The organism is Rhodoferax sp. RT5P35 (assembly GCF_056521385.1).
The window spans coordinates 178,475-201,436 of record NZ_JBWMAX010000001.1; the positions used below are offsets into that span (position 1 = coordinate 178,475).

Genomic DNA, 22,962 nt, shown 5'->3' on the forward strand with positions numbered 1-22,962 from the left:
GGTTTATCCTGCCTTGCCAAAACGCCGACCCACGCGTTCAATAAAAGCGGGCTTTGGAATATCCTTTGATATTGGTAGTTTTAATGGGATAGCTGCATGAATACCTACCAGAAGCATTTTTTTTCGCTGGCTATTTTTGCCGCCAGCATCGCAGGCGAGTGCGCACCCTGGGTTTTGCGTACCGCAGCCCAAGAGGGATCGGCCCCCAAATTTATGGTGTCGAATAGAGCCGCAACCGGGCATTGCCCCGATATTTTGCGTGCGATCGAAATGGCCGATCCAGACTTGCGTTTCGTAATTTCTCCCAGCGCCATGCCGATCAAACGGATTGAAAAAGAGATCCGAGCGGGGACGCTTGACATCATGTGTGCGTTGCTCGACTCCCCAACCCGTAATGAGATTGCCCGGCGGGTGTCCACCCCTTTATTTACCCTGCGTGAACGCCTGGTCGGTTTACGCAGCGATGGGCAGACCATCTTCGGATTTGACGATCTTGCCCGCTCGGGAGGCTTGGTGGCAACCCAGACCGGTGCCAGCTATGCCGACAAGTTGCGAGAGCACCAGGTCAAGGTGGACGAAACCAGCAGCGCCGTGGCTTTGCACAATATTGTCAGGCAGCGGGTTCGCTATTTCTACGCCAATGAACTCACGGCCGTCTACTACATCAAGGCCGAAGATCTGGGGGACAAACTCTATCTGCTACCGGTCGTGATGGGTCGAACCCAAAGCTACCTGTGGGTGGGTAGGCAGGTGGATCCTGCTGTGTTTCAAAAGCTGGATACCGTGTTGGCCAAACTCAAAAAAAATGGCACCCTGGACCGCATCTATCGCAGCTACGGTGGTACAAATTGAAAGGGTTTGTCCATGTCTGTCGATCGAACATCTATCGAAAAAACAAGGTCACCAAAATGAGCAGCTTGTTCTCCCGCTGTAGCGGGCTAGCCTTCTTGCTGCTGTGCCATGCCGCGGCAGTGGAGGCCAGCTGCAGCAAGCTGATCGTCACGGCCGATCCTGCCTATCCGCCCATGCATTGGTACGACGGCGAGCAGCTGCAAGGTGCCAGCATAGAAATTGCCAAACGGGTCCTGGGCGAATTGAAAATACCTTACGAAGTGCGGTATGTCGGCCCTTTCGCGCGGCTCATCAAACTCGCCGAGCGCGGCGAGGTTGATATGGTTGCCACCCTTAAAAAAACACCGGAGCGCGAAAAGTTTCTGCTGTATACCAAGCTGCCTGCATTGTCCAATCCGGTGGCGGTTTTCCAGTCGCGCGAGCACCCTTTTTCCTTTCAAGGTCGGGGTGACCTGGTGGGCCGCAAAGGCGGCATCACCCGCGGCAATATGTTTGGCGATGACTTTGACAATTTTCTCAACACCAAGCTCAATGTGGAGCCCGCAGACAACCCGGAAAACAATTTCAGCAAACTGAAGCTGGGGCGCATCGACTACTTCATCACCGGCTACTACGTTGGCATGGCCTACCTGATCAAACGTGGCGAGGAGCAACGTTTTACTGCCATGTCGCCTTATGTGGTGGACACGCCCAACTACCTCGCGCTCACCCAAAAAGGCAATTGCAGCGACAAACTCGAAGCCATTAATGGCAAGCTTGCCCAGTTGGCCAAATCCGGTGTGCTTGACGGGCTGGTCAAGCAGAGCTTTGCACATTGGAAGGCCCACCCGACGGTGGTCGAGAAATAGGGTAGCCGTGGGCTGCTGCGTGGTGTTGTCAGGCGAGTTCTTGCCGTTCAAGAGGTATCAAGGCAGTGCATAGTGTGGAGCGGGCGTTGCTCAAGTGGTATGGGTTGGCACCACGGGAGCTTGCAGGCCCTGGTGAGACAGGGCCTGCAAGCTCCCGGCCTGGATAGCCGTCACCCTCCCAATTGCTGCCCTTTGCCGGCGGCCTTGGCATCCAGCAGTTTGGCATCCGCGCGTTCGACAAGGTCTGCCCAACCGCTGGCAGGGTCCGCGCTGAACGAAACGCCCACACTGGCACCGATATCCACCACGATGCCGTTGACTTTAAACGGAGTTTTGGCCGCGTTGACCACCTTATCGGCAACCGTGCCCGCGTGGGCCAGCTCCCGCACGCCCGCAAGCACAATCGCAAATTCATCTCCGCCCAGGCGGGCAACGGCATCCATTGGACGGACCAGATGCAGCAGCCGTTCTGCAAATGCCTTCAGAACGCCATCCCCGGTGGCGTGGCCATGCTGGTCATTGACAGACTTGAATCCGTCAAGGTCGATGTACAGCAGCGCCAACGCGGCTCCGCCTCCGTCGTGCAGGTGCTGCTCCAGATACTGCTCAAAACCAGCCCGGTTCAGCAGTCCGGTCAGCGGGTCGTGCTGCGACAGCTCGCGCAGCCGCGACACCTCACTTTTTTGCTGTGTCACGTCTTGGGTCACCACCACAAACCCGTCCAAAGCAGCCGTGTCCAGCTGCAGCGGCACGTAGCTGATCGACACATGCCTGGGGCTGTCGATACCAGAGTATTCAAGCTCAAACACCACCGACTCCCCCGCAAAAACCCGTTGCACCCATGGCCAGCGGCGCTGAAACTCCAGGTCGCCCAACACCTCGCGCGCCGTGAGACCGACGATACGGTCGCGCGTGCGGCCGCAGGAGCGCTCGAATGCGCTGTTCACAAAACGGTAGCGGCCGTCCAGGCCCACCACGGCCACCGTCGCGGGAATGGCCTCGGTGACCAAGCGCAGAGTGGTGGTCTGGGCTGCAACGCTGTGCTCCAGCTGCTTGCGTTGCGTGATATCTTGCAGCGCGCCGATCAACCGAACTGGCTTGTCCGCGGTGTACTCGACCACGCCAATGGCCCGCACCCAGATGTTTTTGCCTGCAGCGGTTACCAGTGGCAGCTCCAGGTCCCACGGAACACCACGTTCCATCGCGGTCGCGACCGCAGCTTCAATAGCGGTGCGTGCATCGGGCGCATAGAAAGTGATGGCGCTGTCGAGCGTGGGCTGGTAATCCGGAGCCACCCCATGGATGCGCCGGGTCTCGTCAGACCAGGTCACCTTGCCGCTGGCCAGGTCCACCTCCCAGCCGCCAACACCGGCCGCGCGGCCGGTGCGGTACAGGAAGGATTGGCTTGCGCGCAAATCTTCTTCTGCCCGCTTGCGCTCGCTGATGTCGCGGCCTACGGAGTGCAGCAGCACATCGCCATGCGTGTCCCGTTGTATCCCGTTGGTCCATGCGACCCACCGGTCGGTCCCGTCGGCGGCGAGCATGCGGTTCTCGCTGGAGACGCTGTGCCCCGTGCGCACCACTTGTTCCAGCAGTTGGTGGACGAAGCTGTGGTCTGCGGGTTTTACAAAGTCGAAAAGGCTTTGGCCCACCATGTCGCTGGGGCGCTTGCCGAAGTGCTTTGCATAGGCCGGGTTGACGTAGGTCAGTTCGCCGTTGGGTCTGGCCAGCGAAATCAGCTCGGCCTGGTCTTCGACGATGGCCCGGTAATGGGATTCGCTGTGGCTGAGTGCGCGTTCGTATTCGCTGCGCACTGACAGCGACTTGTGGATCAGGTCGCGCCGCATGGCCAGCGCATCGCTTGCGACGGCGGCCAGCGAGTGGAGCATCTGCAGTTGCAAGTCGGTCAGCTTGCGGGTTTGCTGGTCGATGACGCACAGGGTGCCCACACGCTCGCCGCCGGAGAGCACCATTGGTGCCCCCGCGTAGAAACGGATGTCGGGGCTGGACGTTACCAGAGGGTTGTCCGCGAAGCGGCTGTCCAGGGTGGCATCGGGCACCTCGAAGACGGAGTCGTGGAGGATCGCGTGCGCGCAGAAGGCGATATCCCGCGGGGTTTGGCTGACACCGTGCAGCCCGAACTTAGCTTTGAACCATTGGCGCTCTTCATCGACCAGGCTCATCAGGGCAATGGGTGTGCCACAGATCTGCGAGGCCATGCTGGCAATACTGTCGAAGACGGGCTCAGGGCCGCTGTCCAATACCAGCAGCGCTCGCAATGCTGCCAAACGGTCCGATTCATTGGCGGCAAGTGGTGCAGGTTGGGTCATTGTCGATAGGTTTGCGGAATGGCTTCTATGGTGACTGCGCGCTTATTAGGGTACTCCGTTGTGGGCATGGCACGCATACCCATCAACCATAAACAGGTACTTGGGTTCTTGCGTTTTGCGCGCAATACACGTTTGCGCCGTTCGCCCGCAACCAATCCCTTGCCGCCGGTGCAGTGGCGGTGTCTTAATGTTCCGTTCATCACAGGCTTGCAGAATCCATTTCTTTTTTCAGGACACCCGATGAACCCGCACTCCACCGCCCACTACGATGTCTTGAGCCGGGTTTTCCATTGGCTGACCGCCATCGCCGTCACCATCGCCTTCATTCTCGGCCCAGGAGGCTTTGGTCGGCTGATGCGGCAGGGCGTGGACCCGGCGACCCATAGCGACATCGTGTGGCACGAGTCTTTGGGCATCTTGGTTTTTGTGTTGACCGTGCTGCGCCTGGTCTGGCTGGCATTTCGCCCGGCTGCGCCCCAAATTGCCATGGCGGGCTGGATGCACATGGCATCCAAGCTGGCGCACGGTGTGCTGTGGGTACTGCTGCTGGCGCTGCCCACCACCGCGCTCTTGGCCCTGGGCAGCGAAGGCCACCCGCTGACCTTGCTGGGCGGTGTGCGTGTTGACCAGATGCCCTTTATCGCCAACTCCGCTATCGCGCCGCTGGCCGACTGGGGCGACGTGCACCAACTGCTGGGCGATGCCATCATGTGGCTAGCCGGTTTGCACGCGGCCGCGGCCATCTTCCACCAGGTGGTGCTGAAAGACGGCGTTCTCGCGTCGATGTTGCCGCAGGTGGACCGCCGCTGAAAGTCAAGGGCTATCGGCCGCATCCCCCATGCGGTCTATGTTCTCGTTCAGTCGGCCCACTAGCGCTGTCAGTTGCGCCACTTCTTCGGGTGTAAAGCCCGCCAGCGCCTGCTCTGTGAGCGACTCCATCACTGCCCGCGCCTGGGGCATGCGCTGGCCCGCGTCGGGGGTGAGCGAGATCAGGCGGCTGCGCTTGTCGGCCGGGTCGGCCACGCGCTGGACCAGGCCGTCGCGCTCCATGCGGTTCAGCAGTTGCGCCATGCTGGGCTGCTCCACCTGGGCGATGCGGGCCAGTTCGGCCTGCGACAGCGCTTGGCTGTGTTTCAGGCTTACTAACACCGGCAACTGCCCGGTGGCAAAACCCAGGTCGCGTAGGGCCGCGTCGGCGATGCGGCCAAACCCCCGCATGGCGCGGCCCATGAGTTTCATGGGGTGGGGAGGCTGGTGGGGATCGTGCACAGGGCTTGACTATACATAGGATGCTATATTAATATCAATAGGAGCCTATGTTAAAGCCTGGGCCTTGCCACTGTTTCCCTCTTTACCTTCGCACCATGCAAACCACTCCCCCCAGCGCCGGCACCCCTCCAGCCAAGTTCACCCGCTACCAGGCCTTTGTGGCCGGGCTGCTGGCGTTTTTGCAGTTTGCCGTCATCCTGGACTTCATGATCATGTCGCCTTTGGGCGCGCTGATCATGCCCGCGCTGCAGATCACGCCGCGCCAGTTCGGCCTGATCGTCTCGGCCTACGCCTTCAGTGCGGGCCTGTCTGGCCTGCTCACGGCGGGCTTCGCAGACCGTTTCGACCGCAAGAAACTGTTGCTGTTTTTCTATGCCGGCTTTGTGCTGGCCACGCTGTGGTGCGGCCTGGCGCCGACCTTTGAGATGCTGCTGCTGGCCCGGGTGGTCACCGGCATTTTTGGTGGGGTGATTGGCTCGGTAGTACTGGCCATTGCCACCGATTTGTTTGCGCCCCAGCTGCGCGGGCGGGTGATGGGCGTGATCCAAACTGCCTTTGCCGCCAGCCAGGTGCTGGGCTTGCCCATGGGCTTATACCTGTCGAACCACTGGAACTGGCATGCCCCGTTTATCGCCATGGCCATCTTCGGGGCCGTGGGCGGGCTGGTGATTGCCTGGCGCATGCAGCCGGTGGCCGACCATCTGCGGATCAAGCAGGAAAAAAGCGCCTTCATGCACCTGCTGCACACCGTGACCGAGCCGCGCTACCTCACAGCCTTTGCCACCACGGCCTTGCTGACCACCGGTGGCTTCATGCTGATGCCCTTTGGCAGCGCCTTTACCGTGCACAACCTGGGCGTGGCGCTGGAGCGGCTGCCCACCATCTACCTGATCACCGGCCTGTGCACCATCTTTGTCGGCCCGCTGGTGGGCAAGGCGGCCGATGCCTGGGGCAAGCTGCCGGTCTTCATGGCGGGCAGTGCGCTCACCATCGTCATGGTGCTGGTCTATACGCACCTGGACACTGTGCCGTTTGCCACCGTGGTGGTGGTCAACGTGGTGATGTTCGTTGGTATTTTCTCCCGCATGATTCCGTTCCAGGCGCTGGTGACTTCGGTGCCCGATCCCACGCAACGCGGATCGTTCAATGCCATCAGCGCCGCCACCCAGCAGCTGTCGGGCGGAATCGCCTCGCTGGTGGCAGGCCATATCGTCTCGCTCGGAGCCGACGGCAAACTGCTGCACTTTCCCGTGGTGGGCTATGTGGTGGCTGCGTCTACGCTGGTGGCAGCAGTGATGGCTTGGCGGGTGAACCGGGGCGTACAGCTGCACTCGGCGGCGGCGCTGGGCCGGCCTGCGTTGGCGTGAAAGCCGTACGGAATGGCTGCTATGGATTTAGGATAGATTTTCAGTGGCTTAATGGGCCAATAGCGCAATGGCTAGCTGCACAAGGTGCTATTGAAAAGTGGCTATTTTTGCCCCTGCAGTCGGCACAGCGCTTGAAAAGACCCACGTGCCACAAGGATATCGCTATATACGCAACATATACGTTTTGTATATAGGAGCTGCCTTGGGCCTCGTCAAAATTTCAGAACCGATGCATGACAACCTGCGTGTCGCCAGTGGTGCATTAAACAGGTCTATCAACGCGCAAGCCGAGCACTGGCTGCGCATTGGCATGATGTGCGAATTGAACCCGGAGCTCCAGTACGGCGAACTTTGCCGCCTGCTGATCCACGATGAAATCCGTGCCGAGGCGCAAGTCACCGAACTCCCGCAGAAGGTGCGGGCATGACCGGCGAAACGGTGACCATTCGCACGCCCGCGGAAGTGGCGTTTGCCCGCCGCGCCGGACATCTGGCGGCCGACGTGCTGCACATGATCACCCCGCACGTGGTGGCGGGCATCACCACCGAGGCGCTGGACCAGATATGCCACGACTACATCGTCGATGTGCTGGATGCGGTGCCCGCCAATATCGGCTACCACGGCTACCCCAAGACGGTGTGCACCTCGGTCAACCACGTCATTTGCCACGGCATCCCGTCGGCCAAAGTGCTCAAGCGGGGCGATATCCTGAACATCGACGTGGCCATCATCAAGGACGGCTGGTTTGGCGACTGCAGCCGGATGTACTTTGTGGGCGAACCCAGTCCTCTGGCCAAGCGCCTGGTCGAGACCACGTACGAGGCCATGCGCGCGGGCATTTTGCAGGTCAAGCCCGGTGCCACCTTGGGCGACGTGGGCCATGCCATCCAAAGCGTGGCGCACCGTGCGCATTTCAGTGTGGTGCGGGAATACTGCGGACATGGCATTGGCCAGATTTACCACGATACGCCCCAGGTCTTGCATTACGGACAACGCGGCGAAGGGCTGCGGTTGGAGGTCGGCATGATTTTCACCATCGAACCCATGGTCAACGCCGGCAAGCGAGACACCAAGGAACTCCCCGATGGCTGGACCGTCGTCACCAAAGACCATTCGCTGTCCGCCCAGTGGGAGCACATGGTCGCCGTAACCGAAACCGGGTTCGAAATCCTCACACCTTGGCCGGAGGGTACCGGCACTTACAGCGCTATTGGCTGAATGCCACAAATAGGCAATGGCTTGGACCGTTTTTAGGACTTGAAATGCAGGCTGGAATGGCCATTCACTGCTTCGAAGCAACTGCCCGGTACAGCCATACCTGGCGTGGTGAGCGTCGGGGATAGGCTTGACGCATCGCTGCGCACTGCTCCAGTGGCCAAACTCTTCCCCTGCCCGTCAGGATCAACGCATTAACCGAAAAAACGGCACATCCGGCCCCTGCTGGATGCGCCGCACCACGCCTGCGGGATCGAAGTACACCCAGAACCACATGTCCTGCACGTCACGCCAGCGGTAAGCCCAGATGTCGCCGTTCCAGGCCATCACGCCGTCTACCGTTGCGGGCGGGCCGAAGGCCCAGAGAATGTCGGCCTGGGTGGTGGTGCCAGACACGTCGATCTTGTAGAAGTTGGCGGGGTTCATCACCTCGCCCGACTGCACGACGCGGCCGCTGGCATCCAGGTCCACCATCACCACCGACCGACCCAACGGTTGGCGCGAATACTGCAGCCTGTGTACGCTGCCACGCTCCAGCTCTGCCGTGGGGCGGCCTAGGGACGACAGTACTTCTTCGCGACTCATGCCAGGCGCGACGGTGGTGCAACCCGCCAGCGCGAAGAGCAGAGCGGACAACAGGGCTTGGATAAAGAGACGCATGGTGGGTTTCCTTTAAGACAGAGCTGTAGGGTGGGTGTACTGGATGGCATGCTATAGCCGCGATCTTGCGCCCGCTGGACAGGTTGGTGTGGGTTGCTATGAATTTATGGATATTTTTAGGAGGAAGAATCGGCAGCCTGTGCTTATTTCATAGGCCTAAGATGCTATAAAAAGTGACTCATTCTTCTATAATTAGATCGGTGCGGCAACGGCCGCTAAACTGCGATCCATGACCTGTGGACATCCTGAAAAGGGCTCACTATGACAGCTAACCATCTAGACCCAGTGACGGTGTGCCAGGCCGCCTGCCACTGTGGAACGGTCCGTTTTGCGTTGCAGTGGGCCGACGGTCTGCCCCAAGCCCACCGTTGCAATTGCTCGTTTTGCAGCATGCGGGGGGCGGTCACGGTGTCGGTCAACCTAGCCGACCTGCAGGTGCTGCAAGGCCAACACGCGCTGACGCTCTACCAGTTCAACACCGGCCAGGCCAAGCACTACTTTTGTGCCCGCTGCGGCATCTACACCTTTCACCAACGCCGTTCTTCGCCACACCAGTACGGTGTCAATGTGGCCTGCATAGAAGGCATGGGGCCCTTTGATTTTGCCGAGGTGCCGGTGTCTGAGGGCCGCCTGCACCCCAAGGACCGCCCTGGAGGGCGGGAAGTGGTGGCGGGCTGGCTGCGGTACGAGGCCAATCCACAAGCATCAGACCACTGAGCACGCAGGCCCACCATGTGCGAACTTCTAGCCCTGTCGACCTCCGAGCCTGCGCAACTCACGTTTTCGCTGCAGACCCTGGCTTCGCGCGGCAGCGCCCAGGGCGGGGTGCACGATGGCTGGGGCGTGGCTTTTTACCAGGGGGTGGATGTGGCGCTGTTCCGGGAGCCTCGGGCGGCGGGCGACAGTGCGCTGGTGCGCTACCTCGAAACCGAGGGCCCCAGCACCACCCTGGGCATCTCGCACATCCGCCACGCCACCCTGGGCGAGGTGCAGTTTGTCAACACCCAGCCCTTCATGCGCGAGCTGGGCGGCCATACCCATGTGTTCGCCCATAACGGCACGCTGGTCAACTTCCACACCAGCCCCAGCATGGCGCTGGGTGCGTACCGCCCGGTGGGGCAGACCGATTCGGAGCATGCGTTTTGCGCACTGCTAGCCCGCCTGCACACGCTGTGGAACGGTGCTTCCAGCCCGCCCCCGCTAGAGGCGCGCATGGCCGTGCTGGTGGCATTTGCCGCCGACATGCGGGCGCTGGGCCCGGCCAACTTTTTGTATTCCGACGGCGACACCCTGTTTGCCCACGGCCACCGGCGCATCCACGCCGACGGCGAACCCGCCGAGCCGCCCGGGCTATGGCTGCTGGAGCGGGTGTGCGTGTCGGCCGCACCACCGCCCGCGCACCAGGACGGTGTGGCGATTGAAGCCGAGGCTGAGGAGCACGATGCCCTGCTGATCGCCAGCGTAGCGCTGACCGACGAGGCCTGGCGGCCCCTGGCCGAGGGCGAGCTGGTCGCCGTGCGGCAGGGCAAGCTGCTGGCCCGGCAAATGCGGTAAGGTGGGGCATGGACACACCTTCACACCCCTTCCACGCCCTGTTCGCCCAGCTGGGCCTGCCCTCGGACGCACCGGACATCGCCTATTTTCTGGCTATGAACGCACCGCTGCCGGGCAATGTGCTGCTGCCAGACGCGCCGTTCTGGTCGCCCGCACAGGCCACGTTTTTGCGCGAAGCCCTGCAGCAGGATTCCGACTGGGCCGAGCCGGTGGACCAGCTGAGCCAAGCCTTGCGGGCCCCCAAGGCCTGAGTTGAAATTTATAAGAAATCAGCCTCTAGCGGATACAGTGATTAGGCTGGTAGCTATTGAATAAATAGCAAAAAAGAGGGGCGTATTGCTGCCCCGCGCACCGACTTTACGAGCAGATATATGGGCTGGTCTGTTGTCTGATGTGGGGCAAACCCTGCGTTGGGCGCAGCTATGATGCGCGCTGATTTAGCCCCCTTCGCCCCCTTTGCCGCCTTTGGCAACCCCCGCCCATTTTGCTATCCGTATGTCCACCGACCTCCAACCCGATTCAGAGGCTTCCGAAGCCGATCCCGCCACCAAAGTCCCGCTGAAGATCGAAGACTGGCTCACTGTGCTGGTGATGGGCGCGCTGGCGTTGATCACCTTTGCCAACGTGCTGGCGCGCTATTTCACCAACGAGTCCTTTGCCTGGACCGAAGAAATCTCGGTGTTCCTGATGATTGCGCTGACCCTGGTGGCCGCCTCGGCCGCCGTGGCACGCGACCGGCACATCCGCATCGAATACTTCTCAGACAGTGGCAGCATGGCGCGGCGTAAGGGCTTGTCGCGCTTTGGCGCGGTGATGGTGGCGATTCTGTTCACGCTGATCGGCACTTTGAGCATCCGCATGGTGTGGGACGACTTTCGGTTTGACGAAACCACGCCGGGCATTGGGGTTCCGGCTTGGTGGTACTCGATGTGGCTGCCCATCTTGTCGTTAGGGATCGCGCTGCGCGCCGTGGGCCTGTTCATCCGCCGGGGGCGCGAAGCATGATCACGACCCTGCTGTTTTTGACCTTCATCGTGATGATGCTGATGGGCGTGCCGATCGGCGTGGCCCTGGGCCTGGCGGGCGCGGCGGCGATTGCCGTTGCCAATAGCAGCAGCCAGTGGTTTGGCCTGCTGGCCGTGCCGCAAAACTTCTACGCCGGGCTGGGCAAGTACCCGCTGCTGGCCATCCCCATGTTTGTGCTGGTGGGCTCGATCTTTGACCGCTCGGGTGTGGCCGCGCGGCTGGTGAACTTTGCGGTGGCGGTGGTGGGGCGCGGCCCCGGCATGCTGCCGCTGGTGGCGATTGCGGTGGCCATGTTTTTGGGCGGTATCTCCGGCTCCGGCCCGGCCTGCGCGGCGGCGGTGGGCGCGGTGATGATCAGCGCCATGAACAAGGCGGGTTACCCTCCTGCGTTTTCGGCCAGCGTGGTAGGCGCTGCGGCGGCCACCGACATTTTGATTCCACCGTCGATTGCCTTCATCGTCTATTCCATCCTGGTGCCCGGCGCGTCGGTGCCTGCGCTGTTTGCGGCGGGGATGGTTCCCGGCGTACTGGCCGGGCTGGCGCTGATCGTGCCCGCGGTGTGGCTGTCGCGCAAACACAAGATGGGCGCGCTGGAATCTACGCTGCCAAGGCCTCCGTTTTGGGCCAGCCTGCGCGGTGCCGTCTGGGGCCTGGCCGCGCCGGTGCTGATTCTGGGCGGCATGCGCGCGGGCTGGTTCACGCCCACCGAGGCGGCCGTGGTGGCGGTGTTCTACGGCCTGTTTGTGGGCATGTTCATCCACCGCACCATGACCGTGCGCGACCTGTTCCCCATCCTGCGCGAGTCGGGTGAGTTGTCTGCCGTGATCTTGATCGTGGTGTCGCTGGCGGGCATTTTTGCCTATTCGCTGTCCACCTTGGGTGTGATTGACCCCATCACCCACGCCATCGTCAACTCTGGCCTGGGCGAGTACGGCGTGCTGGCCCTGCTGATCGTGATGCTGGTCACCGTGGGCATGTTTCTCGACGGTGTGTCGATCTTTTTGATCTTTGTGCCGCTGCTGCTGCCGATTGCCAATTTTTACCACTGGGACCTGGTGTGGTTCGGCGTGATCTTGACGCTCAAGGTGGCGCTGGGCCAGTTCACGCCGCCGCTGGCCGTGAATTTGATGGTGTCGTGCCGGATTGCCAAGGTGCGCATGGAAGAAACCGTGCCGTGGGTCGGCTGGATGCTGTTTTCGATGTTCTGCGTGATGGTGCTGGTGATTGCGTTCCCGCAGTTGGCTCTGTGGCTGCCGCACTATCTGGGTTATTGATTTTTTCAGGAGACAACAAATGAAAGTTCGCTCGTTCCTCGCTTTGGCGGTTGCCACTGCCGCCATGCTGGCCACCACCGGCAGCATCGCCCAAGCCGCTTACAAGCCCGAATACAAGATGTCGCTGGTGCTGGGCACCGCCTTCCCCTGGGGCAAGGGCGGCGAGATCTGGGCCAATATGGTCCGCGAGCGCACCCAGGGCCGCATCAACATCAAGCTGTACCCAGGCGTGTCGCTGATCCAGGGCGACCAGACGCGCGAGTTCTCGGCCCTGCGCCAGGGCGTGATCGACCTGGCCATCGGCTCCACCATCAACTGGTCGCCACAGGTGAAAGAGCTGAACCTGTTCTCGCTGCCGTTCTTGATGCCCGACTACGCCGCCATCGACTCGCTCACCCAGGGCCAGGTGGGCAAAGACATCTTCAAGATCATCGACAAAGCCGGGGTGCAACCCCTGGCTTTTGGTGAAAACGGCTACCGCGAAATCAGCAATTCCAAGCGCGCCATCCACAGCCCCGCCGACCTCAAGGGCATGAAAATCCGCGTCGTCGGCTCGCCGCTGTTCCAGGACACCTTCACCGCCCTGGGCGCGAATCCCACGCAAATGAGCTGGGCCGATGCGCAGCCCGCCCTGGCCACCGGCGCGGTGGACGGGCAGGAAAACCCGCTGTCCATTTACACCGCCGCCAAGCTGCACAACGTGGCGCAAAAATACATCACCCTGTGGGGCTACGTGGCCGATCCGCTGGTGTTTGTGGTCAACAAGGAGATCTGGGCCAGCTGGACAGAAGCCGACCGCGCCATCGTCCAACAAGCCGCCCAGGATGCCGCCCGCGAGCAAATCGCCATCTCCCGCAAGGGCCTGGTCGAGGCCGACCAGCCCTTGCTGAAAGACCTGGCCGCCTTGGGCACTACCGTCACCAAGCTCACCCCCGAAGAGCGCGCCGCGTTTGTTGCCGCCACCCGCCCGGTGTTCGAAAAGTGGAAAAAGACGATCGGCACCGACCTGGTCGCCACCGCCGAGAAATCTATCGCTGCCCGTAAAAAGTAAGCCATTCCAGCATGAAGAAAAACCTGCATCCCCCCCACGCCCCGTGCCCCTGTGACAGCGGCCAGACTTATGCCGACTGCTGCGGCCCGTGGCACAAAGGCATGGATGCAGGCATCTACGCCCCCACGCCCGAGGCCCTGATGCGTTCGCGCTACAGCGGCTACGTGCTGGGCCTGCTGGACTACCTGCTGTTCACCTGGCACCCGTCCACTGCGCCGGGCGATCTGGAGCTGGCTCCGGTGAAATGGCTGGGCCTGGAAGTGCGTAGCGCGGTAGAAGCGGGTGACGCCGGCATCGTCGAATTCGTCGCCCGCTGCCGCGACAGCGGCAAAGCCCAGCGCATGCACGAAACCAGCCGGTTTGTGCGGCAGGACGGGCGCTGGTACTACATCGACGGGCAGATGCACGGGGCGGAGTAAGGAACTTCGGGGTGTGATGTAGGCCAATGTGGCTGGACCCGCTGTGGATTACAGGACTTACGCAAGTTCCCCCTGTAAGCCCGAAGGGCGATACAGGGGCGCTGCGTCCAGTCCTAGCTTATGGAATCACAAGGAAAACAACATGCTGTTAACTGATATCGCCGTCGAGCATACGCTGGCGTCCCAAAAGGGAGGACTTCGTGCGACGTTTTTGGTGCATCCCTTTACGAATACACAACGGGATACCTTTGGTAAATTTGAGATCGTTCGCAGCATCCGCGAGCCAGAGGTTAAAGAAGTGAAATGTTCGACATTCGTGTCGTTTCAGCATTTGGCGGAGTTGTACGCGAAAGGTGTACTCGACGAATTCGGGTTTTCCGTTCGCATGTGCGCTGCGGATGGCAAGTACCCCGCTACGAATCCCGTCAAAAAAATACTCCCCACCAGCATCAAACCTGGCTCATCGTTCGACCTGGCGGTTCAAGGCGTAGATGTTTCACAACCCGCTAACCGCGAATTAAGAACAGCGTTGCTTCGCACTCACATAAAGCTTTAAGAACGTGTTCAAGGAAACCTGTGAAACCATCTGATACCCATGCCGAAATCATCGCCACTTTCAAGCGGGCGGAGTCAGATGCTGCCCACAAGTTCGAATTGATCAAAGCTGCTGCCAAAAAGGGACCCAAGGCCATCCAGGCAGCCGTTGACGCAGCTGCAAAGGCGGCAAAACGCAGGGACTCGTATGCAAAGAAGCTGGATGCCCTAGGTGTGGGTCTCAAGGATTGAGGAGTAAGCCGTCTTTTGAAAAGCGCACTTGACCCATAGGTTCAGCCCAAGCTTGCCATTTGGCTTGGCTAAGAGAGTGGGGCCGAACTCCGCCAAACGCTACAGATTTTTTCCGCAAAATATGTAGCATCCTGTGCAAATTACGTAAGCGCTGGAGGTACTTTTGGTATGTGCTTTCCAGCCAACCCAGCCCCACAATCTTCTCAGCCAGCACATGCACGCAACCAGCCGGTTTGTACGGCAGGACGGGCGCTGGTTTTACATCGACGGGCAGATGCACGGGGCGGAGTAGGGTGATGCAAAAAATATAGCTTCTCACGCTCATTCCATAAGCCCTAAATGTCTAAAAAGCTTTTTACTTCGTGGAGCCCTGTTTTTGTCTCTGCTTGGCACTCTCCAGGGTGCCACGTCGGAGCTAAGCTGGAGTGTTTCAACAGGAGCACACGCATGCAGATTCGACTCGCTAAAGACACCGACTTCGCCCAGTGGTTGCCGCTGTGGCAGGGCTACCAGACGTTTTACAAGACCGCCATCCCCGAGTCGGTCACCGCGCTGACCTGGCAGCGCTTTCTGGACCCGGCCGAGCCCATGCACTGCGCGGTGGCCGAGATCGACGGTGCGCTGGTGGGCATGGTGCATTACATCTACCACCGCAGCTGCTGGACGGCGGGCGACTATGTGTACCTGCAGGACTTGTTTACCCTGTCCAACCTGCGCGGCAAGGGGGTAGGGCGCGCCTTGATCGAGCATGTGTACGCCAGCGCCGCCCATAAGGCCGCCGCCCGCGTGTGGTGGCTGACGCACGAGAGCAATCTGGACGCGATGCAGCTCTACGACCGCATCGCCGACAAGAGCGGATTTGTGCAGTACCGCAAAATGATAGTCTGAACGGGGACTATCTTTTATGTAGCGGATAGTTTAGGTAGAACATGCGCTAGAGCCTGTTTTTATGCCCAAAATGGCACAAAACCCTTGCGCACACGGGTACGGTCCTTGCTGGCAGAATCTGCGCGCAGCCACTGACGGCCTCACCCATCTACCCAAGCGAGATTGCCCCCATGTTGACCATCCACCATCTCGGTAAATCGCAGTCGGAGCGCATTGTTTGGCTGTGCGAAGAGCTGGGTCTGCCGTTCACGCTGCAGCACCACACCCGCGACGCGGTGACCATGCTGTCGCCGCCCGCACTGAAGGCCTTGCACCCGCTGGGCGCGGCACCGGTGATCGTCGATGGCGATCTGCTGCTGGCCGAATCTGGGGCCATCGTGGACTACATCCTGGCCAAATACGGCGGTGGCCGCCTGGTATTGGCTCCAGACCATCCAGACTTTGCGCAGTACCTGTACTGGCTGCACTTTGCCAATGGCAATCTGCAGCCCAACCTGGGGCGCAACATGGTTTTGCGGCGGCTCAAGCTGGCGGCGGACGATGCCACTCTGCTGGCCACCCAGGGCCGTCTGGACCGTGTGCTTGACTTGGTGGAGGCGCGGCTGGGCGAGGCCGACTACCTGGCCGGGCCAGTGTTTACCGCGGCCGACATCATGACCGTGTTCTCGCTCACCACCATGCGTATCTTCATGCCGTTTGACCTGGCCCCGTACCCGCATATCCGCGCCTACTTGCAGCGCATCGGTGCCCGTGCGGCCTACCGCAGCGCCATGCACAAGGGCGACCCGGGCATGGAGCCCATGCTGGACTGACAGCCCAGGCGTATGCCAATGGCCATGGACACAGCAGCTTCTTGTGTATTGCGCATCTGAGCTTGGACTTGTTTTGGATGCTTTTACGTGTCCTACAATTATTTGCTTCACCGGTGATCGCCTGCACAGTCCTTCCAACCGTCAATAGCCATTAACCAGAGCTTTCACCCTGGGGGTGAGGCTGTTGTAATGGAGTCTGGCTAGAGTGAAATTGATGCGCCACCCCACACCTCTTTGCATACCGTGCCCCTTGCTGAATAGACGGCAGTTTGCGCTGGCCGCTGCGGCGTCTCTGCCTTTGGCCGCCGCAGTGCAGGCGCGTGCGGCGGCACCCGAGGTTTTGCGTGTGCTGGCCTGGCCGGGGTATGCGGATGCCGATATCGTTAAAACCTTTGAGCAGCGCATGGCGTGCCAGGTTGAGCTGACGGTGATCGATTCCGACGTGGACCTGTGGCAAAAAATCAGCGAGCGCCAGGCGCAGGATTTTGATGTGTTTGCGGTTAATACCGCCGAGTTGCAGCGCTACATCCGTGACAGTTTGGTGCAGCCGATTGACCTGGCCACCGTGCCCAACCTGTCCCGTCAGCTGCCACGGTTTCAAAACCGGGCGGCCATTCCTGGCCTGGTGCATGCAGGTAGCACCTACGCCATTCCCTACACCTATGCCGAGATGGGTCTGGTCTACGACCGCCAGCAAATCAAGCAGCCGCCCAACTCCATCGCGGCCCTGTGGGACACCCGCTACCAGGGCAAGGTCATTGCCTACAACGCGGGCACGCACAACTTTGCGTTGGCGGCCCTGTCGCTGGGCCTGAAGTCGCCATTTCGCCTGGCCGACAGCCAGTGGCCGCAGGCGGTGGACCGGCTGATTGCCCTGCGCCGCAACGCGGGCGGTTTCTACACCCAGCCGGAGGAGTCGCTGGCCCTGTTCAAAAGCCGCCAGGCCGCGCTGCTGTTTGCCAACTATGGCCGCCAGCAGGAGGTGATGTTCCGCGCGGCCGGGCTGGACGTGGGCTACGCCATCCCCAAAGAGGGCGCGCTGGCCTGGCTAGACTGCTGGGCGATCACCCGCGGGGTGCGCAACCTGGCCCTGGCTGCAGCCTGGATCAACTACCTGCTGGAGCCTGCGCCTGGCCAGGTGCTGGCGAGCCGCCAAGGCCTAGCCAATACGACCATGGCCTTGCCCGAATACCGCGCCGAAGACCGCTTAGTCTGGCTGGAGCCGGTGGAAAGCGAAGAGCGCCGCAACCTGCTGTGGAGCCGCATCGTGTCGGGTGACCGTGCCAGCAAGGTCCTGGCCCCATGAAGCGGGGCATTCCATGGGCATAGGCATTCCATGAGGTGGGGCATCGTCGCCAAGCTGGTCCTGCTGCTGGCCTCGGTGGGGTTTTTGGCCGCTGGTCTGACCGGCTTCTATGCCTACCAGGCCAGCCGCAGCCTGCTGGTGGATTCGGCCAAAAACAAGCTGCTCACCTCCACCCAGGTATTGGCCCGGCGTATCACCCTGACCCGTGAAGAGGTTTCGCGCAATCTGCAGGTGCTGGCGGGCATGCCGATCACCATCTCCGTGCTGCAGCATGCAAACTCCGCTAAAAATGGGGACGACAGCGAACAATTGGCCAAGCTGTTCGGCCTGCTGATCGAGGCCAACCCCGGATATCTGCAGTTGCGTCTGATCTCTGCCAGTGACTACGGATCGGAGCGCGTGCGGGTAGACCGCGTCGGGCCGTCCACACTGCGCATACAGGGCGATGATCTGCAGGAAAAAGGCCATTACCCCTACGTGTTCGATACCCTGAAATTACCGGCCCGCACGACCTATATGTCGCGCATCACCATCAACCATGAAGGCGGCTCTCTGGCCGGCCTGGAGCAGCCCATGCTGCAACTGGCGATGCCGGTGATGGATGCCCAGAACACGGCCATCGGCGTGGTGGTGGTGAACCTGGATCTGAACGGCATGTTTGCCCTGCTGGCGGCCGACTTGCCGCCCGCCTTCAAGCTGTTTCTGGCAAATGCAGAAGGCGACATCCTGATCCACCCGGACAGCAGCAAAACCTTTGGCTTCGACAAAGGCCGGCGTGTGCTGGTGCAAGACGAATTCGAGCCCCTGCGCGGGCTGGTCGAAGGCAGACAAGACCGTGCGGTGTTCGAGGCCCAGGCCGATGGATATGCCGATACGCAGGTGGTGGCGGCCTTCATCGCGCCCAAGATCCAGATGTCCAGCAGCGAAAGCCGCCTGATTCTGGGTCTGGCACAGCCGCTGGACGAGGTGCTGGCCCAGTCGCAGCAACTGGGTAGCACCATTGTGCAGATCGTCGTGGGCCTGTCCTTGCTGTGTCTGCTGCTGGCCGTGCTGCTGGCCCGCGCTCTGACCCGGCCGATCAACGCCGTGACCACCGCCGCCCAGCGCTTCGCCAACGGCCTGCCACCCGGCGATCTGCCGCTGCTGCGGCAGGATGAAATTGGCAGCCTGGCGCGCAGCTTTCAGCAGATGCACCGGCAGATCACCCAGCAACTGGCCGACCTGCACGACAACCAGGAGGAGCTGGAGCACCTGGCCCAGCACGACATGCTGACCGGTCTGCCCAACCGCCGCCTGTTCCAGGAGCGGTTGGAGCAGGCCCTGGCCCATGCCCGCCGCTACGGCGAACAGGTCTGCCTGCTGTTCATCGACCTGGATGCCTTCAAAGCCATCAACGACGAATACGGCCACGATGCAGGCGACGAAGTGCTCAAAACCGTGGCCTTGCGCATGCAGCACATGGTGCGCGAGGTGGATACCGTGGCCCGCCTGGGCGGCGACGAGTTTGTGGTGCTGCTGGGCGCGTCGGTATCGCACAGCGACCTGGCGGCCATTGCCTGCAAGCTGCTCGCCTCCACCAAGGAGCCCATTCCAGTGCAAGCCAAGATTCTGCAGCTTAGCGCCAGTATCGGCATCAGCCGCTACCCGCAAGACGGCCAGACCGCCACCGAGATCCTGGCCACTGCCGACCAGGCCATGTACAGCGCCAAACTGGCCGGGCGCGATGGCTACCGCTTCTTTTCCGCCTCGGAAGATTAATTTGCTCTGCTTTTAATAGCTACTCGCGTAGATTAAATATGCGCTAAAGGCCTAAAAGATAGTTATTTTCTAGTCTACGCCGCCTCACTGCAGATGCGCGTGCCGGGTGAACAAATCCGCCGCCCAGTCTACAAACGAGCGCACCTTGGCGCTCAGGTGCCGGTTCGGCGGGTACACCACATAGATGGGGATGGACGGTATGGCCCAGTCGGGCAAGAGCTGCACCAGGGTGCCATCTGCCAGGTGCGGCGCGGCCATAAAGGTGGTCATCTGCGAGATACCCAAGCCGGCCAGCGCGGCGGCCATGTAGGCATTGCTGTCGTTCACGGCGATGCGGTAGCTGCTGTCCAGGGCGAGCGCTACACCGTCTTTGGCAAACTCGTTGGTAAACATGCGCCCCGTGCGCGGCGAAAAGAAGTTCACCATGCGGTGGTTGTGCTCCAGGGCCTGCGGGTCGGGCGGCGTGCCAAAGCGGCGCAGGTAGCTGGGCGAGGCCACGGTGATGAGCGGCAGGTTGCCGATGCGCCGCGCCACCAGCGACTGGTCGGTCAGCTCGCCGCCGCGGATCACGCAGTCCACGTTGTCGCCGATCAAGTCCACCGGCCGGTCGCTCACGCCCAGGTCCAGCTGGATGTCGGGGTAGCGGTCGAAAAAGGTGGACAGGGCCGGGATGATCAGCAGGCTGGCCATGGACGAGCCCACGTCCACCCGTAAGCGGCCCTGCGGGTTGGTCTGGGCATTGCCCATGCTGGCTTCCAGCTCGTCCAGGTCGGCCAGCAGGCGGGCGGTGCGCTCGTAATAAGCGGCACCGTCGGCGGTCACCGTCACGCGGCGGGTGGTGCGGTTCAGCAATTTGACGCGCAGGCGTGCTTCCAGGTGCTGGATTTGCTTGGTGACGGTGGCTTTGGGCAGCGCCAGTGAATCGGCGGCCTTGGTAAACGTGCCTGCTTCCACCACCCTTGCAAACACGCGCATGGTCAGTATCTGATCCATAGTTCCTCACTTCGTTCGGTTGGCATACCCCCAGGCTGCAGCGCTTCGCGCCTTGCACCCGCCCTCTTGCAGGGGGCCGCACCAGTGGCCCGGCGGAGCCGGTTCCACGGTGCTTTGCGATCTGCAGGCGCATGGTTTGCGCCCCGGCTTTCTTCCAGTCTGGCGCGGTGCCGGATCTTCGCACGCAAAAGAAGAGCCATTGTTGGTGATTTGGAAACAGAGAACTCGCAATACCCCCTCTTTATCCATGGTGGGCAAGGTACTACATTCCATTACATTCCCGCACCTTCTACAGGTTCCCCCTATGTCGCCCCGTTCTGCTGCCACCTCTGCCATCGAAGAAACCAACACCTGCATTGCGCTGCCCCAGCGCGCGGCGGTGGACGTGCGCATGTACGGCAAGCGTGTGCCGGGCGGCGCGGCACCGCTGGTGGTGCATTTCCACGGCGGCGCCTTTGTGGCAGGCGGGCTGGACAACGGCTCCACCGTGGCCCGGCTGCTGGCCGGTGCGGGCGCGGTGGTGGTGTCGCTGGCCTATCCGCTGGCACCGGCGCACCCGTTCCCCGAAGGCGTAGAGGCCGGGTACGACGTGCTGGCCTGGGTGCACAAGCACCGGGTGCGGCTGGCCGGGCAGGGCGCACGGGTGTTTTTGGCGGGTGAAGAGGCTGGGGGCAACCTGGCCGCCGCCGTGGCCGTGATGTCGCGCGACCGGGCCCACCCGCCGCTGGCCGGGCAGATTTTGCTATCGCCCATGCTTGACCCCTGTGTGGGCACGGCCTCGTTGCGCGCCGCCGCCGCCGAGCGCCTGGCCACCGGCTGCACCGATGCCAATGCCTGCAAATTTGCTGACGGCTGGCACCAGTACCTGCGCTGCCCGATGGACGCCGAGCACCCGTACGCCGTGCCCGGCATCTCGCGCCGTCTGGTGGGCCTGGCACCGACTCTGGTGCTCAGCGGGGCCGACGATCCGCTGCGCGACGAGGCCCGCGCCTACGCCGAGCGCCTGCGCAGCGCCGGTGTGGCCGTGACCTACCACGTGTTGCCCACCGCCCAGGGTTGGCCGGATGCGCTGCTGCTCCCGGCCAACAGCGAATGCGCCTGCGCCAGCGCCGTGCAACAGCAGTTCCGCGCATTTTTTGATGCCACCCGCCCGGTGCTGAAGCCCGCTGCGGACGGCGCGGGCAGTTGTTGATCCACAGCCAATAGTTCTTTTTAACCCTTCCTGATTCACCGCTTTTCCGGCTGCTATAGCAACCGGCTGGGCCGCTGCATTGCCTTTTTATTTTTTTGCTTTCTGAAAGACCACCATGACCCGTATCCCTTCCTTTGCCTACCGCAGCGCCATTTGGACCGCTGCCGCTTCGCTAGCCGCCGTGGCGGCCGCCGCCACTATCGTGTTTGGCCTGCAAAGCCCGGCCGAGGCGGGCCCTGGCCCGGTGGCACCGCAGGCCACGCCCGTGTCGGTGGCCACGGTGGCCGAGAGCCAGGTCAACGCCTGGGACGAGTTCTCGGGCCGCCTGGAAGCCGTGCAGCGCGTAGACATCCGCTCCCGCGTGGCCGGTGCCGTGCAGGCTGTGCACTTCCGCGAGGGGGCGCTGGTCAAGCAGGGCGACCTGCTCATCAGCATCGACCCCGCGCCCTACGCCGCCGAGGTGGACCGCAGCGAAGCCCAGGTGGCAGCGGCCCAGGCCCGCGTCTCCCATTCCACCAGCGAGCACGAGCGCTCGCGCCGCCTGTGGGACGAGCACGCCATTGCCCAGCGCGAGCTGGACGAAAGCCTGAACACCCTGCGCGAAGCCGAGGCCAATCTGCGCGCCGCCCAGGCCGCCCTGCAAACCACCCGCCTGAGCCTGGGCTACACCCAGGTGCGGGCCCCGGTGGCGGGCCGCGTCGGCAAGCTGGAAGTGACGGTGGGCAACCTGGTGGCCGCGGGCCCCGGCGCGCAGGTGCTGACCACACTGGTCTCCATCAGCCCCATCTACGCCAGCTTTGATGCCGACGAGCAGGTCATCGCCCGCGCCTTGAAAGGTCTGCACGGCAAGGACAGCGTCAAGGGCCTGGACGGCATTCCGGTGCAAATGGGCACCGCCGCCAGCAACGACACGCCGTTCAAGGGCCATCTGCAGCTGGTGGACAACCAGGTAGATGCCAAGAGCGGCACGGTGCGCGCCCGCGCCGTGTTCGACAACGCCGACGGCAGCCTGATGCCCGGCCAGTTTGCCCGCCTGCGCATGGGCCAGACCCAGGCGCAAACGGCCCTGCTGGTCAACGAGCGCGCGGTGGGCACCGACCAGGACAAGAAGTTTGTGTTGGTGGTCGGCAAAGACAACACCGTGGCCTACCGCGAGGTGACTTTGGGCGCGTCGGTCAACGGCCTGCGGGTGGTCAGCAAAGGCCTGGTGGCCGGGGAGACGCTCGTGGTCAACGGCCTGCAGCGCGTGCGCCCCGGTGCCCTGGTGGCCCCCGAGTTGGTGCCGATGGATGGCAAACCTGAAGCCCAGGCCAAGCGCGAAGGCGCGGCGCAGTCCTGATCCGGACTTTGTGAGAACAACCA

Annotated in this window: 26 protein-coding genes; 21 read left to right on the forward strand and 5 right to left on the reverse strand. The window is 62.0% G+C overall.

Translation table 11 applies throughout. The features are described from left to right. Window positions 1-96: 96 nt before the first annotated feature. Both AC097L_RS00830 and AC097L_RS00835 read left to right on the forward strand, forming a co-directional pair. Window positions 97-852: a substrate-binding periplasmic protein gene (locus tag AC097L_RS00830; RefSeq protein WP_479584213.1), complete on the forward strand. Its 756-nt coding sequence runs from the start codon at window positions 97-99 to the stop codon at window positions 850-852. After that, on the forward strand, window positions 849-1,700 hold the full coding sequence (locus tag AC097L_RS00835) for a substrate-binding periplasmic protein (protein WP_479584214.1): 852 nt from the start codon (window positions 849-851) through the stop codon (window positions 1,698-1,700). The genes AC097L_RS00830 and AC097L_RS00835 overlap by 4 nt, the downstream gene beginning before the upstream one ends. Window positions 1,701-1,870: 170 nt before the next feature. On the opposite strand, the gene AC097L_RS00840 is transcribed toward AC097L_RS00835, so the two are convergent. Then, complete coding sequence (locus tag AC097L_RS00840; RefSeq protein WP_479584215.1) at window positions 1,871-3,988, reverse strand: diguanylate cyclase domain-containing protein; 2,118 nt, start codon at window positions 3,986-3,988, stop codon at window positions 1,871-1,873. 282 nt (window positions 3,989-4,270) lie between these two features. On the opposite strand from AC097L_RS00840, the gene AC097L_RS00845 reads away from it, so the two are divergent. Next, a complete protein-coding gene (locus tag AC097L_RS00845) occupies window positions 4,271-4,840 on the forward strand; it encodes a cytochrome b (RefSeq protein WP_479584216.1) in 570 nt (189 codons plus the stop codon). Window positions 4,841-4,843: 3 nt separating this feature from the next. Here AC097L_RS00845 and AC097L_RS00850 read toward each other — a convergent pair whose 3' ends face one another. Continuing rightward, on the reverse strand, window positions 4,844-5,269 hold the full coding sequence (locus AC097L_RS00850) for a MarR family winged helix-turn-helix transcriptional regulator (protein ID WP_479584217.1): 426 nt from the start codon (window positions 5,267-5,269) through the stop codon (window positions 4,844-4,846). Window positions 5,270-5,394: 125 nt separating this feature from the next. Between AC097L_RS00850 and AC097L_RS00855 the strand changes: the two genes are divergently transcribed. The 3 genes from AC097L_RS00855 (at window position 5,395) to map (ending at window position 7,884) form a co-directional block, all read left to right on the forward strand. Further along, the gene (locus tag AC097L_RS00855; protein WP_479584218.1) at window positions 5,395-6,666 is read left to right on the forward strand and encodes an MFS transporter; all 1,272 of its coding nucleotides are present in this window, start codon (window positions 5,395-5,397) and stop codon (window positions 6,664-6,666) included. 202 nt (window positions 6,667-6,868) lie between these two features. After that, window positions 6,869-7,093 (forward strand): ParD-like family protein, encoded by a 225-nt coding sequence (locus tag AC097L_RS00860; RefSeq protein ID WP_479584219.1) that lies wholly within the window; start codon window positions 6,869-6,871, stop codon window positions 7,091-7,093. After that, on the forward strand, window positions 7,090-7,884 hold the full coding sequence (gene map / locus AC097L_RS00865; protein WP_479584220.1) for a type I methionyl aminopeptidase: 795 nt from the start codon (window positions 7,090-7,092) through the stop codon (window positions 7,882-7,884). The genes AC097L_RS00860 and map overlap by 4 nt, the downstream gene beginning before the upstream one ends. 183 nt (window positions 7,885-8,067) lie before the next feature. Here map and AC097L_RS00870 read toward each other — a convergent pair whose 3' ends face one another. Next, a complete protein-coding gene (locus AC097L_RS00870) occupies window positions 8,068-8,541 on the reverse strand; it encodes a hypothetical protein (RefSeq protein ID WP_479584221.1) in 474 nt (157 codons plus the stop codon). Between the two features lie 261 nt (window positions 8,542-8,802). On the opposite strand from AC097L_RS00870, the gene AC097L_RS00875 reads away from it, so the two are divergent. The 9 genes from AC097L_RS00875 (at window position 8,803) to AC097L_RS00915 (ending at window position 14,651) form a co-directional block, all read left to right on the forward strand. Continuing rightward, on the forward strand, window positions 8,803-9,258 hold the full coding sequence (locus AC097L_RS00875) for a GFA family protein (protein WP_479584222.1): 456 nt from the start codon (window positions 8,803-8,805) through the stop codon (window positions 9,256-9,258). 15 nt (window positions 9,259-9,273) lie between these two features. After that, entirely contained in the window at window positions 9,274-10,095 is an 822-nt protein-coding gene (locus AC097L_RS00880) for a class II glutamine amidotransferase (protein WP_479584223.1), read from the forward strand. Window positions 10,096-10,103: 8 nt separating this feature from the next. Continuing rightward, window positions 10,104-10,346, forward strand: a complete 243-nt coding sequence (locus AC097L_RS00885) for a DUF2789 domain-containing protein (RefSeq protein ID WP_479584224.1) — start codon at window positions 10,104-10,106, stop codon at window positions 10,344-10,346. A 244-nt stretch (window positions 10,347-10,590) separates the two neighbouring features. Beyond that, window positions 10,591-11,100 (forward strand): TRAP transporter small permease, encoded by a 510-nt coding sequence (locus AC097L_RS00890; RefSeq protein WP_479584225.1) that lies wholly within the window; start codon window positions 10,591-10,593, stop codon window positions 11,098-11,100. After that, window positions 11,097-12,395 (forward strand): TRAP transporter large permease, encoded by a 1,299-nt coding sequence (locus AC097L_RS00895; protein WP_479584226.1) that lies wholly within the window; start codon window positions 11,097-11,099, stop codon window positions 12,393-12,395. Before AC097L_RS00890 ends, AC097L_RS00895 begins: the two co-directional genes overlap by 4 nt. 19 nt (window positions 12,396-12,414) lie before the next feature. Beyond that, a complete protein-coding gene (locus AC097L_RS00900) occupies window positions 12,415-13,446 on the forward strand; it encodes a DctP family TRAP transporter solute-binding subunit (RefSeq protein WP_479584227.1) in 1,032 nt (343 codons plus the stop codon). Window positions 13,447-13,457: 11 nt separating this feature from the next. Next, window positions 13,458-13,865 carry a YchJ family protein gene (locus tag AC097L_RS00905; RefSeq protein WP_479584228.1) on the forward strand — a complete coding sequence of 136 codons (408 nt, stop codon included), beginning with the start codon at window positions 13,458-13,460 and terminating at the stop codon, window positions 13,863-13,865. 142 nt (window positions 13,866-14,007) lie between these two features. After that, complete coding sequence (locus AC097L_RS00910; protein WP_479584229.1) at window positions 14,008-14,421, forward strand: hypothetical protein; 414 nt, start codon at window positions 14,008-14,010, stop codon at window positions 14,419-14,421. 20 nt (window positions 14,422-14,441) lie between these two features. Then, window positions 14,442-14,651 carry a hypothetical protein gene (locus tag AC097L_RS00915; protein ID WP_479584230.1) on the forward strand — a complete coding sequence of 70 codons (210 nt, stop codon included), beginning with the start codon at window positions 14,442-14,444 and terminating at the stop codon, window positions 14,649-14,651. Here AC097L_RS00915 and AC097L_RS00920 read toward each other — a convergent pair. Continuing rightward, the gene (locus AC097L_RS00920; RefSeq protein WP_479584231.1) at window positions 14,641-14,931 is read right to left on the reverse strand and encodes a hypothetical protein; all 291 of its coding nucleotides are present in this window, start codon (window positions 14,929-14,931) and stop codon (window positions 14,641-14,643) included. The two genes, AC097L_RS00915 and AC097L_RS00920, sit on opposite strands and share 11 nt — an antisense overlap. A 167-nt stretch (window positions 14,932-15,098) precedes the next feature. Here AC097L_RS00920 and AC097L_RS00925 point away from each other — a divergent pair, with 167 nt between their 5' ends. The 4 genes from AC097L_RS00925 (at window position 15,099) to AC097L_RS00940 (ending at window position 19,415) form a co-directional block, all read left to right on the forward strand. Continuing rightward, window positions 15,099-15,539, forward strand: coding sequence for an N-acetyltransferase family protein (locus AC097L_RS00925; RefSeq protein WP_479584232.1), 441 nt, complete (start codon window positions 15,099-15,101; stop codon window positions 15,537-15,539). A gap of 170 nt (window positions 15,540-15,709) precedes the next feature. Further along, window positions 15,710-16,351, forward strand: coding sequence for a glutathione S-transferase family protein (locus AC097L_RS00930; RefSeq protein ID WP_479584233.1), 642 nt, complete (start codon window positions 15,710-15,712; stop codon window positions 16,349-16,351). Between the two features lie 250 nt (window positions 16,352-16,601). Next, the gene (locus tag AC097L_RS00935) at window positions 16,602-17,657 is read left to right on the forward strand and encodes an extracellular solute-binding protein (protein WP_479584234.1); all 1,056 of its coding nucleotides are present in this window, start codon (window positions 16,602-16,604) and stop codon (window positions 17,655-17,657) included. 30 nt (window positions 17,658-17,687) lie between these two features. Then, entirely contained in the window at window positions 17,688-19,415 is a 1,728-nt protein-coding gene (locus tag AC097L_RS00940; RefSeq protein ID WP_479584235.1) for a diguanylate cyclase domain-containing protein, read from the forward strand. Window positions 19,416-19,499: 84 nt separating this feature from the next. On the opposite strand, the gene AC097L_RS00945 is transcribed toward AC097L_RS00940, so the two are convergent. Continuing rightward, window positions 19,500-20,408, reverse strand: a complete 909-nt coding sequence (locus AC097L_RS00945; protein WP_479584236.1) for a LysR family transcriptional regulator — start codon at window positions 20,406-20,408, stop codon at window positions 19,500-19,502. A 304-nt stretch (window positions 20,409-20,712) separates the two neighbouring features. Here AC097L_RS00945 and AC097L_RS00950 point away from each other — a divergent pair, with 304 nt between their 5' ends. Both AC097L_RS00950 and AC097L_RS00955 read left to right on the forward strand, forming a co-directional pair. Further along, a complete protein-coding gene (locus AC097L_RS00950) occupies window positions 20,713-21,600 on the forward strand; it encodes an alpha/beta hydrolase (RefSeq protein WP_479584237.1) in 888 nt (295 codons plus the stop codon). 115 nt (window positions 21,601-21,715) lie between these two features. Further along, window positions 21,716-22,939 carry an efflux RND transporter periplasmic adaptor subunit gene (locus AC097L_RS00955; protein WP_479584238.1) on the forward strand — a complete coding sequence of 408 codons (1,224 nt, stop codon included), beginning with the start codon at window positions 21,716-21,718 and terminating at the stop codon, window positions 22,937-22,939. The last annotated feature ends 23 nt before the right edge of the window (window positions 22,940-22,962 follow it).